Source organism: Methylibium petroleiphilum PM1, from assembly GCF_000015725.1.
In the GTDB taxonomy this organism is placed as follows: Bacteria; Pseudomonadota; Gammaproteobacteria; order Burkholderiales; family Burkholderiaceae_C; genus Methylibium; species Methylibium petroleiphilum.
The window spans coordinates 1,539,214-1,560,174 of sequence record NC_008825.1; the positions used below are offsets into that span (position 1 = coordinate 1,539,214).

Consider the following 20,961-nt stretch of genomic DNA (forward strand, 5'->3'; position numbering starts at 1 on the left):
GCTAGGGGGTCCGGCAGGCCACGGCCAGATCGGCCGCGAAGGCGTCGACGGTCTCGGGCCGGGTGTCCCAGGCGCACATCAACCGGCAACCGCCGTTCGGCAGCATCTCATGGAAGCGCCAGCCTTGCGCGCGCAGGGCCTCGATCGCGGGGCGCGGCAGCTCGGCGAACACGCCGTTGGCCTGCGGCGCGTGCAGCAGGTGCACGCCGGGCAGGGTATCGATGGCCGCCGCGAGCCGCTGGGCCATCGCGTTGGCGTGGCCGGCGTGCGCGAGCCAGGCGCCACCTTCGAGCAGGCCGACCCAGGGCGCGGTCAGCACGCGCATCTTCGAGGCCAGCTGGCCGGCCTGCTTGGCGCGCCACTCGAAGCCGTCGGCCAGCCCACGGTCGAAGAACACCACCGCCTCGCCGACCGGCGCACCGTTCTTCGTGGCGCCGAACGACAGCACGTCGACGCCGGCGCGCCAGCTCGCATCGGCCGGCGCGCAGCCCAGCGAGGCCACGGCGTTCGCGAAGCGGGCACCGTCCATGTGGACCTTGAGCTTCAGTTCACGCGCGGCGGTCGTCAGTGCGCGCAACTCTTCGACTGCGTACACCGTGCCCAGCTCGGTGGCCTGGGTCAGGCTCACCGCGCGGGCGCGCGGCGCGTGCAGATCGCGGCGCCGGCGGGCCGCGGCGTCCAGCGCCGCGGGCGTGAGCTTCGCGCGCCGGGCGGCATCGGAGCCGTCGTCGCAGGTCAGCAGCGAGACGCCCTGGCCCATGAAGCCCACCGCATTGCATTCGTCCGCCGCGATGTGCGCCAGCGGGGTGCACACCACAGCCTCGTAGGGTCGGCACAGCGCGGCGAGCGACAGCGCGTTGGCCGCGGTGCCGTTGAAGACGAAGTACACCTCGCAGTCGGTGTCGAACACCCGGCGCACCGCGTCGCAGGCGCGCTGCGTCCAGACATCGTCGCCGTAGGCCGGCGCATGGCTGCCGCCGTTCGCCTCCAGCAGGGCGGCCAGCGCCTGCGGTGCGAGGCCGGCCCAGTTGTCGCTGGCGAACTGGTCCTTCATGCCTGCTTGTCGGCTTCGGCGTAGGCGCTCAGCGGCACGCAGCTGCAGAACAGGTTGCGGTCGCCGTGCACGTTGTCGACGCGACCGACCGGTGCCCAGTACTTCTGACGCCGCAGGCTGCTCACCGGGTAGGCGGCCTCCTCACGCGAGTAGGGGTGCGGCCAGTCGGCCTTCAGCAGCGCCTCGGCGGTGTGCGGCGCGTGCTTGAGCGGGTTGTCGTCCTGCGGCCAGTGGCCTTGCTCGACCCGGGCGATCTCGGCGCGGATCGCGATCAGTGCGTCGCAGAAGCGGTCGAGCTCGTGCAGCGACTCGCTCTCGGTCGGCTCGACCATCAGCGTGCCGGCGACCGGGAAGCTCAGCGTCGGCGCGTGGAAGCCGTAGTCGATCAGGCGCTTGGCCACGTCCTCGGCGCTGACGCCGCTGCTGTCCTTCAGCGGGCGCAGGTCGAGGATGCACTCGTGGGCGACACCGCCGCCCTTGAGCCCGTCGACCTCGCCGCTGAAGTGGATGTCGTAGTGGTCGGCCAGCCGCGCGGCGATGTAGTTCGCGCTCAGGATCGCGGTCTCGGTCGCAGCGGTCAGGCCGGCTGCACCCATCATGCGGACGTACATCCAGCTGATCGGCAGCACCGCCGCGTTGCCCAGCGGCGAAGCACTGACGGCCCCCACGCTCGGCCCTGCGGGCACTTCGCTGCCCCCCGAGAGGGCGCTCGCCACCTTGGGGCGGCCCGGCGTCGGCTCGACCGCGCTGCCGACGTAGGCATCCACGGAGCTCGCCGAGGCGCCCGTGCGGTGCGTCGGCAGGAAGGGCACCAGGTCCTCGACCACGCACACCGGGCCCACGCCCGGGCCGCCGCCGCCGTGCGGAATGCAGAAGGTCTTGTGAAGGTTGAGGTGGCTCACGTCGCCGCCGAACTCGCCCGGCGCGGCCACGCCGACCAGCGCGTTCATGTTCGCGCCGTCCACGTAGACCCGGCCGCCGTGCTGGTGGACCAGTGCGCACAGCGCCTTGATGTGCGGGTCGAACACGCCGTAGGTCGACGGGTAGGTGACCATCACGGCGGCCAGTTGCGAGCTGTGCTGCTCGCACTTGGCGCGCAGGTCGTCGAGGTCGACGTTGCCCTCGGCGTCGCACTTCGTCACCACCACGCGCATGCCGGCCATCTGGGCGCTCGCCGGGTTGGTGCCGTGCGCCGACTCGGGGATCAGGCAGACGTCGCGCTGCGCGTCGCCGCGCGAGGCATGCCAGGCCTGGATCGCCAGCAGGCCGGCATATTCGCCCTGCGAGCCGGCGTTGGGCTGCAGGCTGATGCCGGCGTAGCCGGTGGCCTCGCACAGCCACTGGCGCAGCTGGGCGTCGAGTTCGGCATAGCCGGCCAGCTGCTCGGCCGGGGCGAACGGGTGGATGTGCGCGAACTCGGGCCAGGTGATCGGGATCATCTCGCTGGTCGCGTTGAGCTTCATGGTGCACGAACCCAGCGGGATCATCGTGCGGTCGAGCGCGAGGTCCTTGTCGGCCAGGCTGCGCAGGTAGCGCAGCATCTCGGTCTCGCTGTGGTGGCTGTTGAAGACCGGGTGGGTCAGGTAGGCGCTGGTGCGGCGCAGCTCGCTGGGGATCAGCGGGTCGGCGCCGTGCGCGAACGCAGCGACGTTGGGCACCATGCCCTCGGAGCGCGCGAACCATGACCACAGCGCGGTGAGATCTTCGCGCGTGGTGGTCTCGTCCAGCGTGATGCCGAGCTGCGTGGCCGACAGGCGTCGCAGGTTGGCTCCGGCATCGCGGGCGCGGCGGGCGATGGCATTGGTTTCGATGCCGGTCTCGACGCACAGCGTGTCGAAGGCGCTGTCACCGGCGAGCTCGAAGCCCATCGCGCGCAGGCCGTGCGCCAGGATGGCGGTGTAGCTCGCCACGCGCTGCGCGATGCGCTTGAGCCCCTGAGGTCCGTGGTAGACCGCATACATGCTCGCCACCACCGCCGGCAGTACCTGGGCGGTGCAGATGTTCGACGTGGCCTTCTCGCGGCGGATGTGCTGCTCGCGCGTCTGCAACGCCAGCCGGTAGGCGGGCCGGCCGTGCGCGTCGACGCTCACGCCGGCCAGGCGTCCCGGCATCGAGCGCTTGAACTCGTCACGGCAGGCCAGGAAGGCCGCGTGCGGGCCGCCGGCGCCCATCGGCATGCCGAAGCGCTGGGTGCTGCCGATGGCGATATCGGCACCCCATTCACCGGGCGGCGTGAGCAGCGTCAGCGCCAGCAGGTCGGCGGCGACGACGAAGGCCGCACCGCTGGCATGCGCCGCATCCACATAGGGCTTCATGTCGTGCACGATGCCGCCGGTCGCCGGGTACTGTGCGATCACGGCGAAGTACTCGTGCTGCGCCATCAGCTCCGGCACCAGGCCCACCAGCACCTCGATGCCCAGCGGCCGCGCGCGCGTGCGGATCACCTCGATGGTCTGCGGGTGGCAATCCGAAGCCACGATGACCGTGGCGCTCTTGCTCTTCACGCTGCGTCGGGCCAATGTCATGGCCTCGGCGGCGGCGGTGGCCTCGTCGAGCATCGAGGCGTTGGCGATCGCCATGCCGGTCAGGTCGCACACCATGGTCTGGAAATTCACCAGCGCCTCGAGCCGACCCTGCGAGATCTCGGCCTGGTAGGGCGTGTAGGCGGTGTACCAGGCCGGGTTCTCGAGGATGTTGCGCAGGATGACGCCCGGCGTGTGCGTTCCGTGGTAGCCCTGCCCGATGTAGCTGCGGTACACGCGGTTCTTCGCGGCGATCGCCTTCAGCTCGGCCAGCGCCTGGACCTCGCCGACGGGTTCGGGCAGCACCATCGGGCGCGCGCGGGCGATGCTGCGCGGGACGATGGCCTCGATCATGGCCTGGCGCGAAGCCGCGCCGATCACCGACAGCATGTGCTGTTCGTCGGCGGGGTCGATGCCGATGTGACGGCCGGCGAAGTCGGTGGTGTGTTCGAGTGCGGCGAGGGGCAGGGCGAGGGGCCTGAGCATGGTGTGCTCCGTGAGGGAAGGAAGGGCGGTGGACCGGACAGCCAGGAGGGTCGTGACAGCAGGAGGACAAGCAGGCGGCCAGCGGGATGGCGTGGCCGCGTGGTGCCTCAGAGCGTCTTGAGCAGCGCGTCGTAGCCGGGTGCGTCCATCAGTTGGTCGAACTCGGTCATGTCGGCGATCTTGACCTTGAAGAACCAGCCCTCGCCCAGCGGGTCGCTGTTGGCCAGTGCCGGGTCGTTGCGCAGCGCCTCGTTGACCTCGACCACCTCGCCGCTGACCGGCATGTAGAGGTCGGCCGCCGCCTTGACGGACTCGACGACGCCGGCGATGTCGCCCTTCTTGTAGGACGTGCCGACCGCCGGCAGGTCGACGAACACCACGTCGCCGAGCGCATCCTGCGCGTGCAGCGTGATGCCGACGACGGCGGCATCGTGGTCTTCGATGTTGATCCACTCGTGGTCGGTGGTGAACTTGGTGGTCATGGAGGCTCCTGAAAGGATGGACGGCCTGAGTCGAGCGTGGGCCGGAAGGTTGACGAAGAGGGGCGAGGCTGGAGTGTCAGGCACGCACGTAGCGGTGCGGCGTGAAGGGCAGGGCGACCACGCGCATGGGCAGCCGCTTCCCGCGCACCATGGCGAACACCTCGTGCGAGACGGTGGCATGGTTGCTGGCGATGCAGGCCATCGCGATCGGCTGGTTGACGGTCGGACCGAGGGTGCCGCTGGTTACCCGGCCGATGCGATGGCCCTGGCTGTCGACGAGTTCGGTGCCCTCGCGCACCGGCACCCGCTCCAGACCGATCAGGCCGACGCGGCGCTCGCTCACGCCGCCGGCGAGCTGGGCGTCGATGACGGTCGCCCCGGGGTAGCCACCGGCCCGCGCGCCGCCGGCGCGCCGCACTTTCTGGATGGCCCAGGACAGTCCGGCCTCGATCGGCGTGGTGGCGGTGTGGATGTCATGCCCGTAGAGGCACAACCCTGCTTCGAGGCGCAGGGTGTCGCGCGCGCCCAGGCCGGCCGGCGCGACCTCGGGCTGGGCGAGCAGCTCGCGCGCCAGCGCCTCGGCATGGGTGGCCGGCACCGAGATCTCGAAGCCGTCCTCGCCGGTGTAGCCGGAACGGGTGAGGTAGCAGTCGGAGCCGACCAGCGTGAAGGCGCCGCCGGTCATGAAGGTGAGGGCGCTCACGCCGGGGTTCAACCGCGCCAGGGCCGTGACGGCCTTCGGCCCCTGCAGGGCCAGCAGCGCTCGCTCGGGCAGGGGCTGCACCGTGCAGCGGTGGCCGATGTGCGCCTGCAGGTGGTGCAGGTCGGTGTCCTTGCAGGCGGCGTTGACGATCAGCAGCAGGTCGTTCTCGCGCCGGGTGACCATCAGGTCGTCGAGCAGGCCGCCGCCGGCATTGGTGAAGAAGGCGTAGCGCTGCTTGCCGACACCGAGGCCGAGCACGTCCATCGGCACCAGGGTCTCGAGCGCGAGCGCGGCCTGCTGCAGGTCGTCGGCGACCAGCCGGATCTGGCCCATGTGCGACACGTCGAACAGCGCGGCCGCATCGCGGCACTGGCGGTGTTCGGCCAGGATGCCGCTCGGGTAGTTGACCGGCATGTCGTAGCCGGCGAAGGGCACCATCTTGGCGCCGAGTTCGCGGTGGAGCGCGTGCAGGGGCGTGGTGAACAGGGGGGCAGCAGGGCTGCCGGCTAGTGCGGACATCTCGACTCCAAGGGCATGAAGGAAACCACCGTTGCCGGTGATGCCTGCCCTCGCTGTCCGCTTTACCTGAGAGATTGGCCGGTTCCGGTGTGTCGCACCTCGACCCGCTTGCCCCTTCGGTGGGCTGCCCCGGGTGCAGCCTCTCTCCAGTGAGGACGCCTCCGCTGGGAGGCGTTTGCCAGTCCTTTTGCCTGAGCGTTCGAGGTGTGTCCTCTGCGCCTTCGGCGGCTGCCGTCGGTGTGCTGACGGCAACGCTCTCCTGACGGTAACGATTATATGCACACGATCTCCTATTGATGCACGGCGGCACCACCGGCGTGACCTGTGCACGACCGCGGCGCGCCCGCGCCGCTGCGGCAGAAGGCTCAAGTCCGCGCCCGGCGGGCCGATACCTTTCCCGATGCACGCCCGGCGTGCTGCGCAAGGGGCCGGCGAACGGCCCGACAGGAACCTCCCGCGTGTCCTTGCTCCAGCCCTTGTACGACCCCCGCGTGGTCGTGCTGTCCATCGCTGTCGCGATCCTGGCTTCGTTCGTCACGCTCGAACTGGCCAAGCGCGTGCGCAGTGCCGACCGCGTGCTGTCGATGTGCTGGTGCATCGGCGGCGCCCTGGTCATGGGCAGCGGCATCTGGTCGATGCACTTCGTCGGCATGCACGCCTTCAGCCTGACGATCCCGCTCGGCTACCGCGTTTCGACCACGCTGCTGTCGTGGGGCGTGGCGCTGCTGGTCTCGCTGGTGGCGCTGGGGATCGCCGGGCGGGAGCAGCTGTCACGCAGCCTGCACGTGTGGGGGGCGCTGGCGATGGGCGGCGGCATCATGGCGATGCACTACATCGGCATGGCCGCACTGGAGATGGCGCCGGGCATCCAGTGGGATGCGCGCTGGGTGGCGGCATCCGGGTTGATTGCGGTGACCGCATCCGCTGCCGCTCTGCGGATCTTCTTCTGGATGCGCCGCCATGCCGGCTGGTCGGCGCTGGCCTACCAGTGCGCTGCAGCGGTGGTCATGGGACTCGCGATCAGCGGCGTGCACTACAGCGGCATGGCAGCTGCAGGCTTCCCCGAGGGCAGCGCCTGCCTGAGTCTGGACGGCATCAACGGCGACTCGCTGGTGCTGATCGTCAGCGTGGCCACCGTGCTGATGCTGACGATCACGCTGGTGACCTCGGTCTTCGACCGGCGCATGCAGGCCACCGCGGACGGCCTGTCGCAGTCGTTGCAGCAAGCCAACGAACGCCTCCAGTCGGCCAACGACGAACTGAGCCGCCTGGCCTACCAGGACGCGTTGACGGGCTTGCCCAACCGCAGCTACTTCGAGTCGCGCCTGAGCCAGGCGGTCGCCCGTATCGAACGGCTGCGCGAGCTGCCGACGCCCTCGGCATCGGCGGGCCTGGCGGTGCTGTTCATCGACCTCGACGGCTTCAAGCCGATCAACGATTCCTACGGTCATGCCCATGGCGATCTGGTGCTGCAGGCTGTGGCCGTGCGCCTGCGCGAGGCGGTGCGCGCGGCCGACACGCTGGCCCGCCTGGGCGGCGACGAATTCATCGTGCTGGTCGAGGACGTGAGCTGCGCGGGGGATTGCATCCACGTCGCGAAGCGCGCCCTGGCCAGCATGGGCGAGCCGCTCGTCGTGGTCGGCCAGCCGGTCCACCTGTCGTGCTCGATCGGGGTGGCGATGTACCCCGACGCCGGCGACGCCAGGCGCCTCATCGCGCACGCCGATGCGGCGATGTACGAGGCGAAGCGGGGTGGCGGCAGCACCTACGCGGTCTACGAGTCGGCGATGAACCAGGGCGCCGACCAGCAGGTGGCGCTGTACAACGATCTCGTCACGGCGATGGAGCGTGGCGAACTGCAACTGCACTACCAACCCAAGGTCGATCTACGTACCGACACGATCCGCGGCGTCGAGGCGTTGATGCGCTGGCGCCATCCCCAGCGGGGCATGGTGAGCCCGGTGGCCTTCATCCCGGTGGCCGAGCGCTTCGGCCTGATCAACACGCTCGGCGCCTGGGTCATCGACGAAGCCTGCCGGCAGCTGAGCGCCTGGGCCGACGAAGGCCTGCACATGCGCGTGGCGATCAACCTGTCGGCGCACCAGCTCATGCAGGCTGACCTGACAGAGCGGGTGGCCGACGCACTGGCGCTGCACCAGGTCGAGGCTTCGCAGCTGATCTGCGAGATCACCGAGTCGGTCGCGATGGAGGACACCCGCGTCACCCAGCGCGCGATCGACGGCCTGCTGGCCATCGGCGTGCAACTGGCGATCGACGACTTCGGAACCGGCTACTCCAGCCTCAGCTACCTGCGCCAGCTGCGGGCCCGGCAGCTGAAGATCGACCGCAGCTTCATCCGCGACCTGGCCGGCAGCAGCGACGCCCGCGCGGTGGTCGATGCGGTGATCCGGCTGGCCCATGCGCTGGGCATGCAGGTGGTGGCCGAGGGCGTGGAGGAGACCGACCAGCGCGACCTGCTGGTCGAGATGGGTTGCGACCAGCTGCAGGGCTTCCTGTACGCCAAGCCGATGGCGGCCGACGACATCTCGTACTGGGCGCGCCACCGCGGCGAGCAGCACGCGGTGCCGTTCTCCGACTCGACCCTGGTCGACACGATTCCGGGTTGACCGCGCTTCCAGCCGAGCGCCGGCTGTGGGATAGTCTTTCCGACCCGCCGCACGAGCGGGCCTGTCGCCGAGGCGACGGCACGAGGAGACATCCCATGAGCAGCAACATCAGCATCTACGAACAGGGGCTGGACCAGACCACGGCGAACTTCGTCGCGCTCTCGCCCGTCAGTTTTGTCGAACGCAGCGCCGAGGTGTTCGGCGACCTGCCGGCCGTCGTGCACGGGGCGCGCCGACAGACCTGGGCGCAGACGCGCGAGCGTTCGGCGCGGCTCGCCGCGGCGCTGCGTGCACTCGGCGTGGCGCGCGGCAGCACCGTCAGCGTGATGCTGCCCAACACGCCGGAGATGGTGGAGGCGCACTACGCGGTGCCGGCGCTGAACGCGGTGCTGAACACGCTGAACACCCGGCTCGACGCCGCGCTGCTGGCCTGGCAGATGAACCACTGCGAGGCCCAGGTGCTGATCACCGACCGCGAGTTCGCGCCGACCATCGCCGAGGCGCTGCGGCTGCTGCACAGCGAGCACGGCCGCACACCGATCGTCATCGACGTCTGCGACAGCGAGTACGCCGGTCCGGGCGACCGGCTCGGCACGCACGAGTACGAGGCATTGTTGGCCGCCCACGCGCCGCTGGCGCGGCTCGATGGTCCGGCCGACGAATGGGACGCCATCGCCGTCAGCTACACGTCGGGGACCACCGGCGACCCCAAGGGCGTGGTGACCCACCACCGCGGCGCCTACCTGAACGCGGTGAGCAACGCGGCCACCTGGACCATGCCGCACTTCCCGATCTACCTGTGGACGCTGCCGATGTTCCACTGCAACGGCTGGTGCTTCCCGTGGACGATCGCGATGCTGGGGGGCACCCACGTGTGCCTGCGCCGGGTCGATGCGCCCAGCATCCTCGGCGCGATGCGCGAGCACCGCGTCGATCACTACTGCGCTGCCCCGATCGTGCACAACCTGCTGATCGCCGCGCCCGACGAGCTGCGCGCCGGCATCACGCAGAAGGTGCGCGGCATGGTGGCGGGTGCCGCGCCGCCGGCCGCGATGATCGAGGGCATGGCGAAACTGGGCTTCGATATCACCCATGTCTACGGCCTCACCGAGGTCTACGGCCCAGCCGCCGTGGCCGTGAAGCGCGCCAGCTGGGCCGGCGAGAGCCTGTCCGAGCAGACGCGGCTCAACGGCCGCCAGGGCGTGCGCTACGCGCTGCAGGAGGGCATGACGGTGCTGGACCCCGAGACGATGGTCGAGACGCCGGCCGACGGCCAGACGATGGGCGAGATCATGTTCCGCGGCAACATCGTGATGAAGGGCTACCTGAAGAACCCCCAGGCCAGCGCTGCGGCTTTCGCGGGCGGCTGGTTCCACACCGGCGACCTGGCGGTGATGGAACCGGACCGCTACGTCAAGATCAAGGACCGCAGCAAGGACATCATCATCTCCGGCGGCGAGAACATCAGCTCCATCGAGGTCGAGGACGCGCTCTACCGGCACCCGGCGGTGATGGCCTGCGCGGTGGTCGCGAGACCCGACCCGAAGTGGGGCGAGACGCCGGTCGCCTACGTGGAGCTCAAGCCCGGCGCCGAGGTGAGCGCGGCGGAACTGGTCACCCACTGCAAGTCGCTGCTGGCTGGCTACAAGGCGCCGAAGGAGGTGCGCTTCGAAGCCATCCCCAAGACCTCGACCGGGAAGATCCAGAAATTCCAGCTGCGTGAGCGGGCCCGCTCGACGCAGGCGATCGAATAGCAGCGCGCAGGAGCCGAGATGTCCGTCACCGAAAGAGACGACCCGTTCGTGCTGAAGACGCAGGATGCCCGCGGCGTCGTCACGCTGACACTGAACCGCGCGCACGCCTTCAACGCGCTGTCCGAAGGCATGCTGGCCGCGCTGCAAGCCGAGCTGGACGCGGTGGCGGCGGATGCCTCGTCGCGCGTGGTCGTGCTCGCCGCCAGCGGCAAGGCCTTCTGTGCAGGCCACGATCTCAAGCAGATGCGCGCCGCGCCCTCGCTCGGCTACTACGAGACGCTGTTCGCGCAGTGCACGCGCGTCATGCTGAGCCTCCAGAACCTGCCGGTGCCGGTGATCGCCCGTGTGCAGGGCCTCGCCACTGCGGCCGGTTGCCAGCTCGTCGCGATGTGCGACCTGGCGGTCGCGGCGCGCGAAGCGCGCTTCGCCGTGAGTGGCGTCAACCTCGGACTGTTCTGCTCGACGCCCAGCGTGGCGCTGGCGCGCAACCTGCCGCGCAAGCAGGCGATGGAGATGCTGCTCACCGGCGATTTCATCAGTGCCGAGGAGGCGCGCGAGCGCGGTCTCGTCAACCGCGTGGCCGAGGCCGATCGGCTCGATGCCGAGGTGGCGCAACTGGTGCAGCGCATCGTTGCCAAGCCGCGCGTCGCGATCGCGGTCGGCAAGGCCCAGTTCTACCGCCAGGTCGAGGCCGGCATCGCGTCGGCCTACGAGATCGCCGGGCAGGCGATGGCCTGCAACATGATGGACGAGGCAGCGCTGGAGGGCGTGCAGGCCTTCATCGACAAACGCAGCCCGACCTGGGCGGTCGCCGAGCCGGGCCGCTAGCGACGTTGCCCCGGCTCGTCAGCCGGCGAGCCCCAGCATGCGTGCGCCCAGCGCCTCGGCCACCTCGATGCCGTCGACGCCGGCCGACATGATGCCGCCCGCATAGCCGGCGCCTTCGCCGGCCGGGTAGAGCCCCACGACGTTGAGGCTCTGGTAGTCCTTGCCGCGCGTGATGCGCAGCGGTGACGAGGTGCGCGTTTCCACGCCGGTGAGCACGGCGTCGGGCAGCGAGAACCCGGCGATCTGCTTGTCGAACGCCGGGAGGGCCTCGCGGATCGCGTCGATCGCGTAGTCGGGCAGGCTGGCGTTGCCGGTCTGGGCCAGGTCGGTCAGGTGCACGCCCGGCTTGTAGGAGGGCAACACGCTGCCCCAGGCGGTGCTGGGCCGGCCGACCAGGAAATCGCCGAGCCGCTGGCCCGGCGCCTCGTAGCTGCGCCCGCCCAGCTCGTAGGCACGCGACTCCCAGTAGCGCTGGAAGGCGATGCCGTCGAGCGGGTTCACCGGACCCTCGGTGAGGCCGTCCTGCCGGTAGTCCTGCGGTGTGATGCCGACCACGATGCCGGCATTGGCGTTGCGTTCGTTGCGCGAATACTGGCTCATGCCGTTGGTGACCACGCGCCCCGGCTCGGACGTGGCGGCGACCACCGTGCCGCCCGGGCACATGCAGAAGCTGTAGACCGAGCGGCCGTTGCGCGCGTGGTGGACCAGCTTGTAGTCGGCCGCGCCGAGGAGCGGGTGGCCGGCATTCGGGCCGAAGCGGGCCTTGTCGATCAGGCCCTGCGGGTGCTCGATGCGGTAGCCGATCGAGAACGGCTTGGCTTCCAGGTAGACGCCGCGCCGCTGCAGCATCTCGAAGGTATCGCGTGCGCTGTGGCCGAGGGCGAGCACCACGTGGTCGGCGCGCAGTTGCTCGCCCGAGGCGAGTGTGACGCCGCGGAGATGGCCGTCCTCGATCAGCAGGTCGGTCACACGCTGCTGGAAGCGGATCTCGCCGCCCAGCGCCTCGATGTCGGCGCGCATCTTCTCGACCATGCTCACCAGCCGGAAGGTGCCGATGTGCGGCTTGGCGACGTAGAGGATCTCCTCCGGGGCGCCGGCCTTCACGAATTCGGTCAGCACCTTGCGCGTCAGGTGGCGCGGGTCGCTGATCTGGCTCCACAGCTTGCCGTCGGAGAAGGTGCCGGCACCCCCCTCGCCGAACTGCACGTTCGATTCGGGGTCGAGCACGCGGCGCCGCCACAGACCCCAGGTGTCCTGGGTGCGCTCGCGCACCGCCTTGCCGCGTTCCAGCACGATCGGGCGCAGGCCCATCTGCGCCAGGATCAAGGCCGCGAAGATGCCGCAGGGGCCGAAGCCGATGACCAGCGGACGCAGCGGCGGCGCCGTGCCCGCGGCTGCGGCGTAGTAGCCGTCCGGCGCCTGTCCGACGAAGCGGTACCGGGTGTCCGGCGCCGGCCGCACGTGCGGGTCGCTGCCGAGCCGAGCTCGCACGGCGGCCTCGTCGGCCACTTCGCAATCGACGGTGTAGATCAGCACCACCGCTGTCTTGCGGCGCGCGTCGTAGCTGCGCTTGAAGACGGTGAAGGACTGCAGCTGCGCGTCGGCGATGCCCAGGCGCGCTACCACCGCGGGACGCAGCGCGTCCTCGGCGTGGTTCAGCGGCAGGCGCAGTTCGGTGATTCGCAGCATCGGTGCGAGGCCCCGGCCGGTGCCGGCGCGGCCGCGCGGTGCTCCGGGATCAGCCGCCCTTCTTGGAGCGCTTGCCCGGATTCTTCTTGCTGCGGGTGTGCGAACCGCGCTCCAGGCTGACCTTCTGGCCGCGGCCTGGCGTGAACACCACGCCGGTCGGCGGGGTGGGGCGGGGGGTGGCACGGCGGTCGGCTTCGGTCTTGATCTGGTTGCCCATGTCGGCTCCGGTAGGAATTGGCGAAACTCAGGATTAGGCCACAGGTCGCGCTGGCGAGCCGCCGCGGCGTGCGATCCCGTCGCTGCCCGCGGCCCCGATCGCGTCGCCGGCGGCGGGGTAGAGCCGCAGCAACAGCTCGCGGCTGCCGTCGCTCAGCAGCGCCTGCAACTGTGCCCGCAGGTGCTGCACGTCCTCCGGGTCGTCGCCGCCCTCGCGGGCCGACCAGAGCGCGGCCAGCAGTTCGGCGCGCGGCTGCAGCACCTGGCTCACCGCGTCGTGCCAGAAGTCGGGCTGCTCGGCCTCGGCCCAGTCGCCGCGACCGCGGCCGTAATGGGCCACCGCCAGGTAGCCCAGCAGCGCCGAATGCGCGAGGCCGGTCAGCACCTCGTCGGTCCAGGCCAGCGACGGCGCTTCCACGCCGCGCACCAGGTTGTAGCCGCGCGCCAGGCCGGCGGCCCCCAGCGCGCCGAGCACGCCGCCGGCCAGCAGGCCCCCGCCGAGCGTGAGACCGCCGGTGGCGATGTCGGCCTTCAGCCCGGCCAGCGCGCCGGTCAGCAGCCCGCCCAGCACCGCGGCCTTGCCCTCGCTGGCCGGCTCCCGCACCGCGTAGTGCTCGGCCAGGCGCGTCAGCACTCTCTCGGTCGCCCGGCCGTCCAGACCGTGCAGGTGGATCAGCCGGTCGGTCGAGGCGCGGACGTCGGCGTCGAGTCGCTCGGCCAGCGCCTGCATCGCCCGTTCGCGCGGCGTGACCGTGCCCTCGCGACGCAGGCCGAGCGCCGCGCCCACTTGGCGCAGCCGCCCGCTCCAGCCGGCCTCGACCACCGGTTCGCGGTCGAACGCAGCGCGCGCCAGCCGCTCGGCCAGCACCTCCATGGCTGCCGACCAGGTGGCCCGTCCGCGTTCGTCCCAGGCGGTGCGCAGGCGTTCGAACGCGGCCTGCCGTGCCGCCGGCAGCGCCGCTCCCACGGCCTGCAGCAGCCTGCCTTCCTGGACCCAGCAGCGCACGAAGGCGTCGAGTGCGAGCACCTCGCGCACACAGCTGAACGGTTGCACCCGCTCTCGCCAGCGCTGCAGTTCCGCGGCTTCGGCCTGCGGCGGTTGCGGCCGGCCCAACTGATTGAGCAGCACCAGCACCGGCTTGTCGATCAGCTCCAGCACCCGCAACTCCGCGTCGAGGTAGCCGGCGTCCTGCGGCGACTCGGAAGCGTTGACGAGGTAGAGCACCGCATCGGCCTGCTCGAGCACGTTGCGCACCGCGCGCTGGCTGGACCAGAAGGCGCGGTCGCGGAAGCGGTCCCAGACCTCGCTCAGGAACCAGCCGATCGGGTTGCCGGCCTGCGCGAGCCGTTTCGCGAGCCGCGCGCTGTCGCCGAAGCCGGGCGTGTCCCACAGCAGCAGGCGGTCGCCGGTGGGCGACTCGACCAGCGTGTGCGGCTCGGCGCTCTGCGTCACGTGCGCCTCGTCGCGCACTTCGCCGATGTCGCGCCGGAGCAGGCTGCGAGCCAGCGTGGTCTTGCCCACGTTGGTGTGCGACACGAGGCTCAGCGCCACGGTGACGGCGCTCGCGTCCGCGCTCATGCCTGCAGCCCCTTGTCCGCTTCGAGCGCCTGCAGGTCCGGCGCGGACAGGTCGACGAACACCGGCGTTCGCCCCAGCTCGCCCAGCATCTGCCGCCAGGCCGTGCGCCGCTGCTCGTGTCGCGCGGCGCCGTCGGCGCCGCCGAAGCGGGCCCGGAAACCCGATTCGTCGACCAGCACCACCAGCTGTTGACCGGCAGGCGCCCGCGTGGCGAGCGCCTGCACGAAGGCGCCGTGGGTCTCGCGCTCGGGCGTCGCAGTCAGCGCGAACAGCACCACGACGACCGCGCCGGGCGACGGCGGCAGCGACAGGGTCGCGAGCTCGTCCTCGCCGCCGAGCGGGACGCTGTCGTTCAGGCGCAGGTCCAGCCGCGGGCCCAGGCCGCTTTCCAGCGCGGCACGCAGCGCGGGCTGCAGGGCTGGCGGCAGCGCATAGCTGTAGGGCAGGACCTGCACGGCACGGCGTTCGCCGTCGCGGGCCGGCAGCAGGCGTTGGTAATAGGGCTCGTCCAGCGGCAGCGGCAGGTGCCGCGCCAAGCGGCGCGCCCGCCAGGCGGCCGACAGCGCGAGCGCGGTGCGCGGCAGCAGCACGGCCAGCGCGATCGTCAGCGCGTGCAGGTGGATCCAGCGCGCGGCGTTCTCACCCGGCCCGACCGAGAAACGCAGGCTCGCGAGCTGTGCCGCGTCGGGCAGCGCCAGGCCCGACAGCGCCGAGGCCGGCCCGAGCACGAGGCCCAGCCACTGCTGCACGTGCTGCGCAGTCAGGAAGGTGCTGTCCCAGCCGGCGCGGTACTCGAAGGCGATGCCGCGCAGGTAGAGCGCGGCCAGCGCGCCGATCGCGAATGCGGCCGCGGCTGCGTGCAGCACCGTGGCGATCCGGGCGCCGTGCAGCGCCGCCGAGGCCTCGGCCCAGGCGGAGGCGAAGCGCCGCAGCGTGGACGCTGCGGGAGCGCTCCGCGTCGCGCGCGTGCCGGCGCGTTCGAGCCATCGGATCAGCGCGCGGCGGATCGGCCCGCCGGCATCGGCCTGGGTCGCGCCGGCCGGGCGCAGGCCATGCAGCGCGAGCACTGCGTACACCGCCAGATTCCACACCAGCAGCGCGAGCAGCGGCGGCGCGAGGATGTTGATGCGCTGCGACGGCCCGATGGCGTCGCTGGCCGCACCCGCCAGCAGCGCCAGCGCCAGCAGGGCACCGCCCAGCCAGCCCGGCCAGGTCGTCGCTGCCAGCACCGCCCGCACGGCCGGCTCGCGCTCGGTCAGTCGCGCAGCGGCCAGGCCGGCCCGCTGTGCGATCAGCACGTCCGCTTCCGCACGCTCACCGGCAGCGCGCGCAGCCTGCTCGCTGGCCCAGGCCGCATCGGCTGCGGTCCAGGGCGGGGTCATCGGGGCTTCGAAGCTGCGAACGAGCAGCACGCGGCGAGCGTCGTCGGCGTTCATGCGGTCCGGGGCGTCGGCAAGCGCGGCAAGGTGGGCCGAGAGAGGGAGAGGCGGTGCGAGGAAGGCATGTCGTTGCGGATGGTTGCACAAGATTTTGCGGAACAACCCCGGCGCAGGGCCTTCTACCTCTGTCAACTCTCCCGGAAAGGACCGATCCCGATGCCCAAGATCTCCCGAACCCTCGCGCTGCTGCTGGCTTGCGGCAGCGCTGCGGCCTCCGCCCAGGTCACGCTCAAGGACGATGGCGAGTGGCGCGCGCTGCTCGGTGCCGGCCTCAGCGCCAGCAGCGGCAACACCCGCGCCACCAGCCTCACGATCAAGGGCGAGGCCGTGCGCCTGACGCCCGAGGACAAGTGGGCGATCTACGGCGACGGCCTGTACGCCGAGAACGAGGGCGAGACCTCGGGCAACCAGATCCGCCTGGGCACGCGCTACGACTTCAACCTCACGCGCGAGGTGTTCGCCTTCGGGGGTCTCGACGCCGAGCGCGACGGCATCGCCGATCTCGACCTGCGCACCGCCCTGAGCGGCGGCCTGGGCTACAAGTTCGTCAACACGCCCGAGCACACCTTCAACGTGTTCGGCGGTCTGCAGTACGCGCGCGATCGCTACAGCGAACCCCGCCCGGTGGACGGCGCCGACCGCGTGCGCTACAGCGCGCTGAGCGCGCTGCTCGGTGAGGAGTCCACTCACAAGCTCACCGACACCGTCTCGGCCAAGCAGCGCTTCGAGCTCTACCCGAGCCTGAAGAACGACGGCGAGTTCCGCGCCCGCTTCGACGCCGACCTGGCGGTGGCGATGACCAAGGCGCTGAGCCTCACGGTGGGCATTGCCTCGCGCTACGACAGCGAGCCCGGCCTCGGCCTGAAGAAGACCGACACCCTGCTCACCACGGGGATCAGCGCGCGTTTCGACTAGGACCCGCTAGCGCCGCAGCGTGCGGTAGACCGCGCTCTCGAAATCGACGAAGCCCGGATAGGACGCCACGTCCTGGAAGGGCAGGATCTGCGTGCCCCAGAACCCGCCGATGCGGTTCTTGCGGTCGATCCAGTAGTAGAGATTGCCGAGGCCGGCCCACATCAGCGACCCGGCCGGTCGGCCGGTGGGGGTGTCCTCGTCGTTGACCATGAAGGTGTAGGCCCAGGACTTCGACAGGCCGGGGAAGAACTCGCCGGAGTTCGACAGCGCGGGATTGGTCGTCACCCAGCCGCCGCTCTTCAGTGCGCCCAGCCCGTTCTGCGACATGCGCTGCACGATCTCGGCGCGCAGCACGCGGCCGTTCGCGCCGTCGCCGTCGTTGAGCAGCATGCGGATGAACTTCATGTAATCGCCGACCGTGCCGTACAGGCCGTGGCCGCCCATGTCCATCTCGGGCGGCTGCGGCAGCACCAGGTCGGGCACCGGCGTGAGCTTGCCGTCGGCGGCGCGCATGTGCAGCGAAGCGCGCCGCTGCATCATCGAGGGCGTGATGACGAACGCGGTGTCGTTCATGCCCAGCGGTGCGAACAAACGCTCGGCCATCACTTCGCCGAGCCGCTTGCCACGCACGGCCTCGACCACCTTGCCCAGCCAGTCGATGTTGCAGCCGTAGTTCCAGCGCTCGCCCGGATCGAACAGCAGCACCGACTGGATGGCCTCGTAGGTGTTGGCGATGAGGGTCGGGATGTTCTTCGCCTGACGGTAGGCCAGGTCTTCGGGGCTGAAGAACTCGTAGCCGAAGCCGGCGGTGTGCAGCATCAGGTCGTTCAGCGTGATGGCGCGGCGCGGCGGGCGCGTCTTCGGCTGGCCGTCGGCATCGAGGCCGTCGTAGACCTGGATCGCGGCGATGTCCGGCACGTACCGCGACGCCGCATCGTCGAGGCCGACGAGGCCTTCCTCCACCAGCTGCATCACCATCGCGCCGGTGAGCGCCTTGGTGCAGGAGAACAGGCACATCACGGTGTCCACCGTCATGGGCCGGTCGCTGCCGAGCTCGCGACTGCCGGCGGCGCCCTCGTAGAGGTTGCCGCGCGCATCGGTCGCCATCGCGACGACGCCGGGTGCGCCACCGGCGCGGCCGACGGTGCTGTCGAGAACCGCGTCGGCGGCCTGCTGGAGGGAGTGCTGCGTCATGCCGTGTTCCGTTCGAGAGGCGGCCGGGCCGCGAGAGCCGGGCCGGCACTCTCTCGCGGTGGTGCCGGCCTGCGTGGATGCCCGAATGTAGTCAGCGCGGCAGCAGGCGGGAGCAGGGCAATCCCGCGGGCGGGCGCGTCGCCTGCCCGTGGCTCAGGCGACCTTCACCACCACCTTGCCGAAGTTCCTGCCCTCGAGCAGCGAGACCAGCCCCTGCGGCGCGCCTTCCAGCGTGTCGATGACGTCCTCGCGCACCTTGATGCGGCCCTGCGCGAGCAGGCCGCTCATCTCGCGGAAGAAGGCCTCGTAGTGCTCGGCGTAGTGGTCGTAGATGATGAAGCCCTGCGTCTTCAGGCGCTTGAGCAGCGAGGTCAGCAGCAGCGGCATGCGGTCGCCCGATTCGCCACCGCCGTTGTAGTGCGCGATGAGGCCGCAGATCGCCATGCGCGAATGCAGGTTGAACAGCGGCAGCACCGCGTCGAACACCGCGCCGCCGACGTTCTCGAAGTAGATGTCGATGCCGTCCGGGCAGGCCTTCTTCAAGTCGCCGGGCAGATCGGCCGAGCGGTGGTCCACGCAGGCGTCGAAGCCCAGTTCCTGGACGGCATAGCGGCACTTGTCGGCGCCGCCGGCGATGCCCACCGCACGCAGGCCGCGCGCCTTGGCCAGCTGCCCGGCGATCTGGCCCACCGCACCGGTGGCGGCGGCGATCACGAAGGTTTCGCCGGCCTTCGGCTCGCCGATGTTGACCAGGCCGTGCCAGGCGGTGAAACCCGGCATGCCGAGCACGCCCAGGCCCCACGACGGATGCGCCATCGACGGGTCGAGCTTGATGTCTATGTCCGAGCCGTCCGACAGCGCGTAGTCCTGCCAGCCGCTGGCGGCGATCACCAGGTCGCCGGCCTTGTAGCCGGGATGGCGGCTTTCCTCGACGCGCGAGATCGTGCCGCCCACCATCGCGCCGCCGAGGTCGACGCCGGGCCGGTAGGAGTAGCCCTCGTTGAGGCGGATGCGCATGTACGGGTCGAGCGACAGCCACAGCGTGCGCAGCAGCATCTGTCCCTCGGCCGGCTTGGGAATGTCGACGGTCTCCAGGCGGAAGGTGCTGGCGGTCGGCATGCCGGCGGGGCGTTCGGCCAACACGAAACGGCGGTTGGTCGATGAGGTCTGTGGCATGGCGGGAGTCCTGTCTCGGTGGGGTGCGGGTGGTTTGTCGCGATCGAGGGGCCGTGCGTGCCGTTCCACGCTCACATGCCTGCGTAGTTCGGCCCGCCGCCCCCCTCGGGGGTGACCCAGACGATGTTCTGCGTCGGGTCCTTGATATCGCAGGTCTTGCAGTGCACGCAGTTCTGCGCGTTGATCTGCAGCCGGTCGGTGCCGGCCTCGGTCTTCACGAACTCGTACACGCCGGCCGGACAGTAGCGGCTCTCCGGACCCGCGTATGTCGCCAGGTTGACAGCCACCGGCACGCTCGCGTCCTTCAGCGTCAGGTGGGCCGGCTGCTGCTCTTCATGGTTGGTGTTGCTGATGAACACCGAGCTCAGCCGGTCGAAGGTGAGCTGGCCGTCGGGCTTGGGGTAGGCGATCGGCGTGCACTGGTCGGCCGGCTTGAGCCGCGCGTGATCGGCCTCGGTGCGGTGGATCGTCCACGGCGGGCGCTGCACGCCCAGCCTGGGCAGCAGCCACTGCTCGATGCCGGTCATCAGCGCGCCCACGGTGTTGCCCTTCTTGAACCACTGCTTGAAGTTCTTCGAGCGCTGCAGCTCGGCGTGCAGCCAGCTCGCCTCGAAGGCCGCCGGGTAGGCGGCGAGTTCGTCGTGCTGGCGCCCGGCCGCCAGCGCCTCGGCCAGCGCCTCGGCGCACAGCATGCCGGTCTTGATCGCGGCATGGCTGCCCTTGATGCGCGCGGCATTCAGCGTGCCGGCCTCGCAGCCCACCAGCGCACCGCCGGCGAACACCAGCTTGGGCAGGCTCAGCAGCCCGCCGGCGGTGATGGCTCGCGCACCGTAGCCCAGTCGCTTGCCACCGGCGAGCACCGCACGGATGGCCGGGTGGGTCTTCCAGCGCTGCATCTCCTCGAACGGGCTGAGCCAGGGGTTCTGGTAGTCCAGCCCCGTCACGAAGCCGAGCGTGACCTTGTTGTCCGCCAGGTGGTAGAGAAAGCCGCCGCCATAGGTGTGCGAGTCCATCGGCCAGCCGGCGGTGTGCACCACATGGCCGGGGCGGTGCTGTGCGGCGGGGATCTCCCACAGCTCCTTGACGCCCAGCGCATAGCTCTGCGGGTCGCGGCCCGCGTCGAGCCGGAACTTCGCGATGAGCTGGCGGCCCAGGTGCCCGCGGGCGCCTTCGGCGAACACGGTGTACTTGCCGCGCAGCTCCATGCCGAGCTGGAAGTTCTCGGTCGGTTCGCCGTCCTTGCCGATGCCGAGGTTGCCGGTCGCGACGCCGCGCACCGCACCCTGCTCGTCGTACAGCACTTCGGCGGCGGCGAAGCCGGGGAAGATCTCCACGCCCAGGGCCTCGGCCTGCTGGGCCAGCCACTGGGTCACGGCGCCCAGGCTGATGACGTAGTTGCCCTGGTTGTGGAAGCAGTCGGGCACCAGCCAGTCGGGGGTGCGCGTGGCGCCGGTCTCGGAGAGGAAGAGCACGTCGTCGCCGCTCACCGGCTGCTCCAGCGGGGCGCCGCGTTCCTTCCAGTCGGGGAAAAGCTCGGTGATCGCGCGCGGGTCCATCACGGCGCCCGAGAGGATGTGGGCGCCGGGCTCGGAGCCCTTCTCGAGCACGACGACGGAGACCTCCTGGCCGCGTTCGGCGGCGAGCTGCTTCAGGCGGATCGCCGTGGCCAGGCCGCCGGGTCCCGCGCCCACCACCACCACGTCGTAGTCCATGGCCTCGCGCGGGCCGTGCTGGTCGAGGAGGGCTTGCGGTGTCATGTCTCGTTCCTGTGCTTCGCT

Annotated in this window: 15 protein-coding genes and 2 riboswitches; of the genes, 4 read left to right on the top strand and 11 right to left on the bottom strand. The window is 70.7% G+C overall.

What is annotated here, in order from left to right; translation table 11 throughout:
• Position 1: 1 nt before the first annotated feature.
• The 4 genes from MPE_RS07215 to gcvT all read right to left on the bottom strand — a co-directional run bounded on the left by MPE_RS07215 (position 2) and on the right by gcvT (position 5,766).
• Complete coding sequence (locus MPE_RS07215) at positions 2 to 1,054, bottom strand: threonine aldolase family protein (protein WP_011829029.1); 1,053 nt, start codon at positions 1,052 to 1,054, stop codon at positions 2 to 4.
• Entirely contained in the window at positions 1,051 to 4,062 is a 3,012-nt protein-coding gene (gene gcvP / locus MPE_RS07220) for an aminomethyl-transferring glycine dehydrogenase (protein ID WP_011829030.1), read from the bottom strand. The genes MPE_RS07215 and gcvP overlap by 4 nt, the downstream gene beginning before the upstream one ends.
• A gap of 107 nt (positions 4,063 to 4,169) precedes the next feature.
• Positions 4,170 to 4,544, bottom strand: a complete 375-nt coding sequence (gcvH, locus tag MPE_RS07225) for a glycine cleavage system protein GcvH (RefSeq protein ID WP_011829031.1) — start codon at positions 4,542 to 4,544, stop codon at positions 4,170 to 4,172.
• A 76-nt stretch (positions 4,545 to 4,620) separates the two neighbouring features.
• Positions 4,621 to 5,766 carry a glycine cleavage system aminomethyltransferase GcvT gene (gene gcvT, locus MPE_RS07230; RefSeq protein ID WP_011829032.1) on the bottom strand — a complete coding sequence of 382 codons (1,146 nt, stop codon included), beginning with the start codon at positions 5,764 to 5,766 and terminating at the stop codon, positions 4,621 to 4,623.
• A 43-nt stretch (positions 5,767 to 5,809) separates the two neighbouring features.
• Positions 5,810 to 5,926: riboswitch (glycine riboswitch) on the bottom strand.
• A 9-nt stretch (positions 5,927 to 5,935) separates the two neighbouring features.
• Positions 5,936 to 6,038: riboswitch (glycine riboswitch) on the bottom strand.
• Positions 6,039 to 6,224: 186 nt separating this feature from the next.
• Between gcvT and MPE_RS07235 the strand changes: the two genes are divergently transcribed.
• The 3 genes from MPE_RS07235 (at position 6,225) to MPE_RS07245 (ending at position 10,975) form a co-directional block, all read left to right on the top strand.
• On the top strand, positions 6,225 to 8,393 hold the full coding sequence (locus MPE_RS07235) for a putative bifunctional diguanylate cyclase/phosphodiesterase (RefSeq protein WP_237706377.1): 2,169 nt from the start codon (positions 6,225 to 6,227) through the stop codon (positions 8,391 to 8,393).
• Positions 8,394 to 8,488: 95 nt separating this feature from the next.
• Positions 8,489 to 10,147 (top strand): acyl-CoA synthetase, encoded by a 1,659-nt coding sequence (locus MPE_RS07240; protein ID WP_011829034.1) that lies wholly within the window; start codon positions 8,489 to 8,491, stop codon positions 10,145 to 10,147.
• Between the two features lie 18 nt (positions 10,148 to 10,165).
• Positions 10,166 to 10,975 carry an enoyl-CoA hydratase gene (locus MPE_RS07245; RefSeq protein WP_011829035.1) on the top strand — a complete coding sequence of 270 codons (810 nt, stop codon included), beginning with the start codon at positions 10,166 to 10,168 and terminating at the stop codon, positions 10,973 to 10,975.
• Between the two features lie 18 nt (positions 10,976 to 10,993).
• Here the strand turns inward: MPE_RS07245 and MPE_RS07250 are convergent, their stop codons facing one another.
• The 4 genes from MPE_RS07250 to MPE_RS22700 are packed head-to-tail and all read right to left on the bottom strand — an operon-like array spanning position 10,994 to position 15,895.
• Positions 10,994 to 12,664 (bottom strand): NAD(P)/FAD-dependent oxidoreductase, encoded by a 1,671-nt coding sequence (locus tag MPE_RS07250; protein ID WP_011829036.1) that lies wholly within the window; start codon positions 12,662 to 12,664, stop codon positions 10,994 to 10,996.
• 49 nt (positions 12,665 to 12,713) lie between these two features.
• Positions 12,714 to 12,881 carry a hypothetical protein gene (locus tag MPE_RS24425; RefSeq protein ID WP_011829037.1) on the bottom strand — a complete coding sequence of 56 codons (168 nt, stop codon included), beginning with the start codon at positions 12,879 to 12,881 and terminating at the stop codon, positions 12,714 to 12,716.
• A gap of 33 nt (positions 12,882 to 12,914) precedes the next feature.
• On the bottom strand, positions 12,915 to 14,459 hold the full coding sequence (locus MPE_RS07255; protein ID WP_011829038.1) for a GTPase domain-containing protein: 1,545 nt from the start codon (positions 14,457 to 14,459) through the stop codon (positions 12,915 to 12,917).
• Positions 14,456 to 15,895 (bottom strand): DUF2868 domain-containing protein, encoded by a 1,440-nt coding sequence (locus MPE_RS22700; RefSeq protein WP_049820783.1) that lies wholly within the window; start codon positions 15,893 to 15,895, stop codon positions 14,456 to 14,458. Before MPE_RS22700 ends, MPE_RS07255 begins: the two co-directional genes overlap by 4 nt.
• A gap of 159 nt (positions 15,896 to 16,054) precedes the next feature.
• On the opposite strand from MPE_RS22700, the gene MPE_RS24280 reads away from it, so the two are divergent.
• The gene (locus MPE_RS24280; protein ID WP_036235360.1) at positions 16,055 to 16,813 is read left to right on the top strand and encodes a DUF481 domain-containing protein; all 759 of its coding nucleotides are present in this window, start codon (positions 16,055 to 16,057) and stop codon (positions 16,811 to 16,813) included.
• Between the two features lie 6 nt (positions 16,814 to 16,819).
• Here the strand turns inward: MPE_RS24280 and acmB are convergent, their stop codons facing one another.
• The 3 genes from acmB to MPE_RS07280 form a co-directional block, all read right to left on the bottom strand.
• Positions 16,820 to 18,007 carry a methyl acetate hydrolase AcmB gene (gene acmB, locus MPE_RS07270; RefSeq protein WP_011829040.1) on the bottom strand — a complete coding sequence of 396 codons (1,188 nt, stop codon included), beginning with the start codon at positions 18,005 to 18,007 and terminating at the stop codon, positions 16,820 to 16,822.
• Between the two features lie 153 nt (positions 18,008 to 18,160).
• Positions 18,161 to 19,183 carry an NADPH-dependent curcumin/dihydrocurcumin reductase gene (curA, locus tag MPE_RS07275; protein WP_011829041.1) on the bottom strand — a complete coding sequence of 341 codons (1,023 nt, stop codon included), beginning with the start codon at positions 19,181 to 19,183 and terminating at the stop codon, positions 18,161 to 18,163.
• A 71-nt stretch (positions 19,184 to 19,254) separates the two neighbouring features.
• Positions 19,255 to 20,940, bottom strand: a complete 1,686-nt coding sequence (locus MPE_RS07280) for an electron transfer flavoprotein-ubiquinone oxidoreductase (protein WP_011829042.1) — start codon at positions 20,938 to 20,940, stop codon at positions 19,255 to 19,257.
• Positions 20,941 to 20,961: the final 21 nt, after the last annotated feature.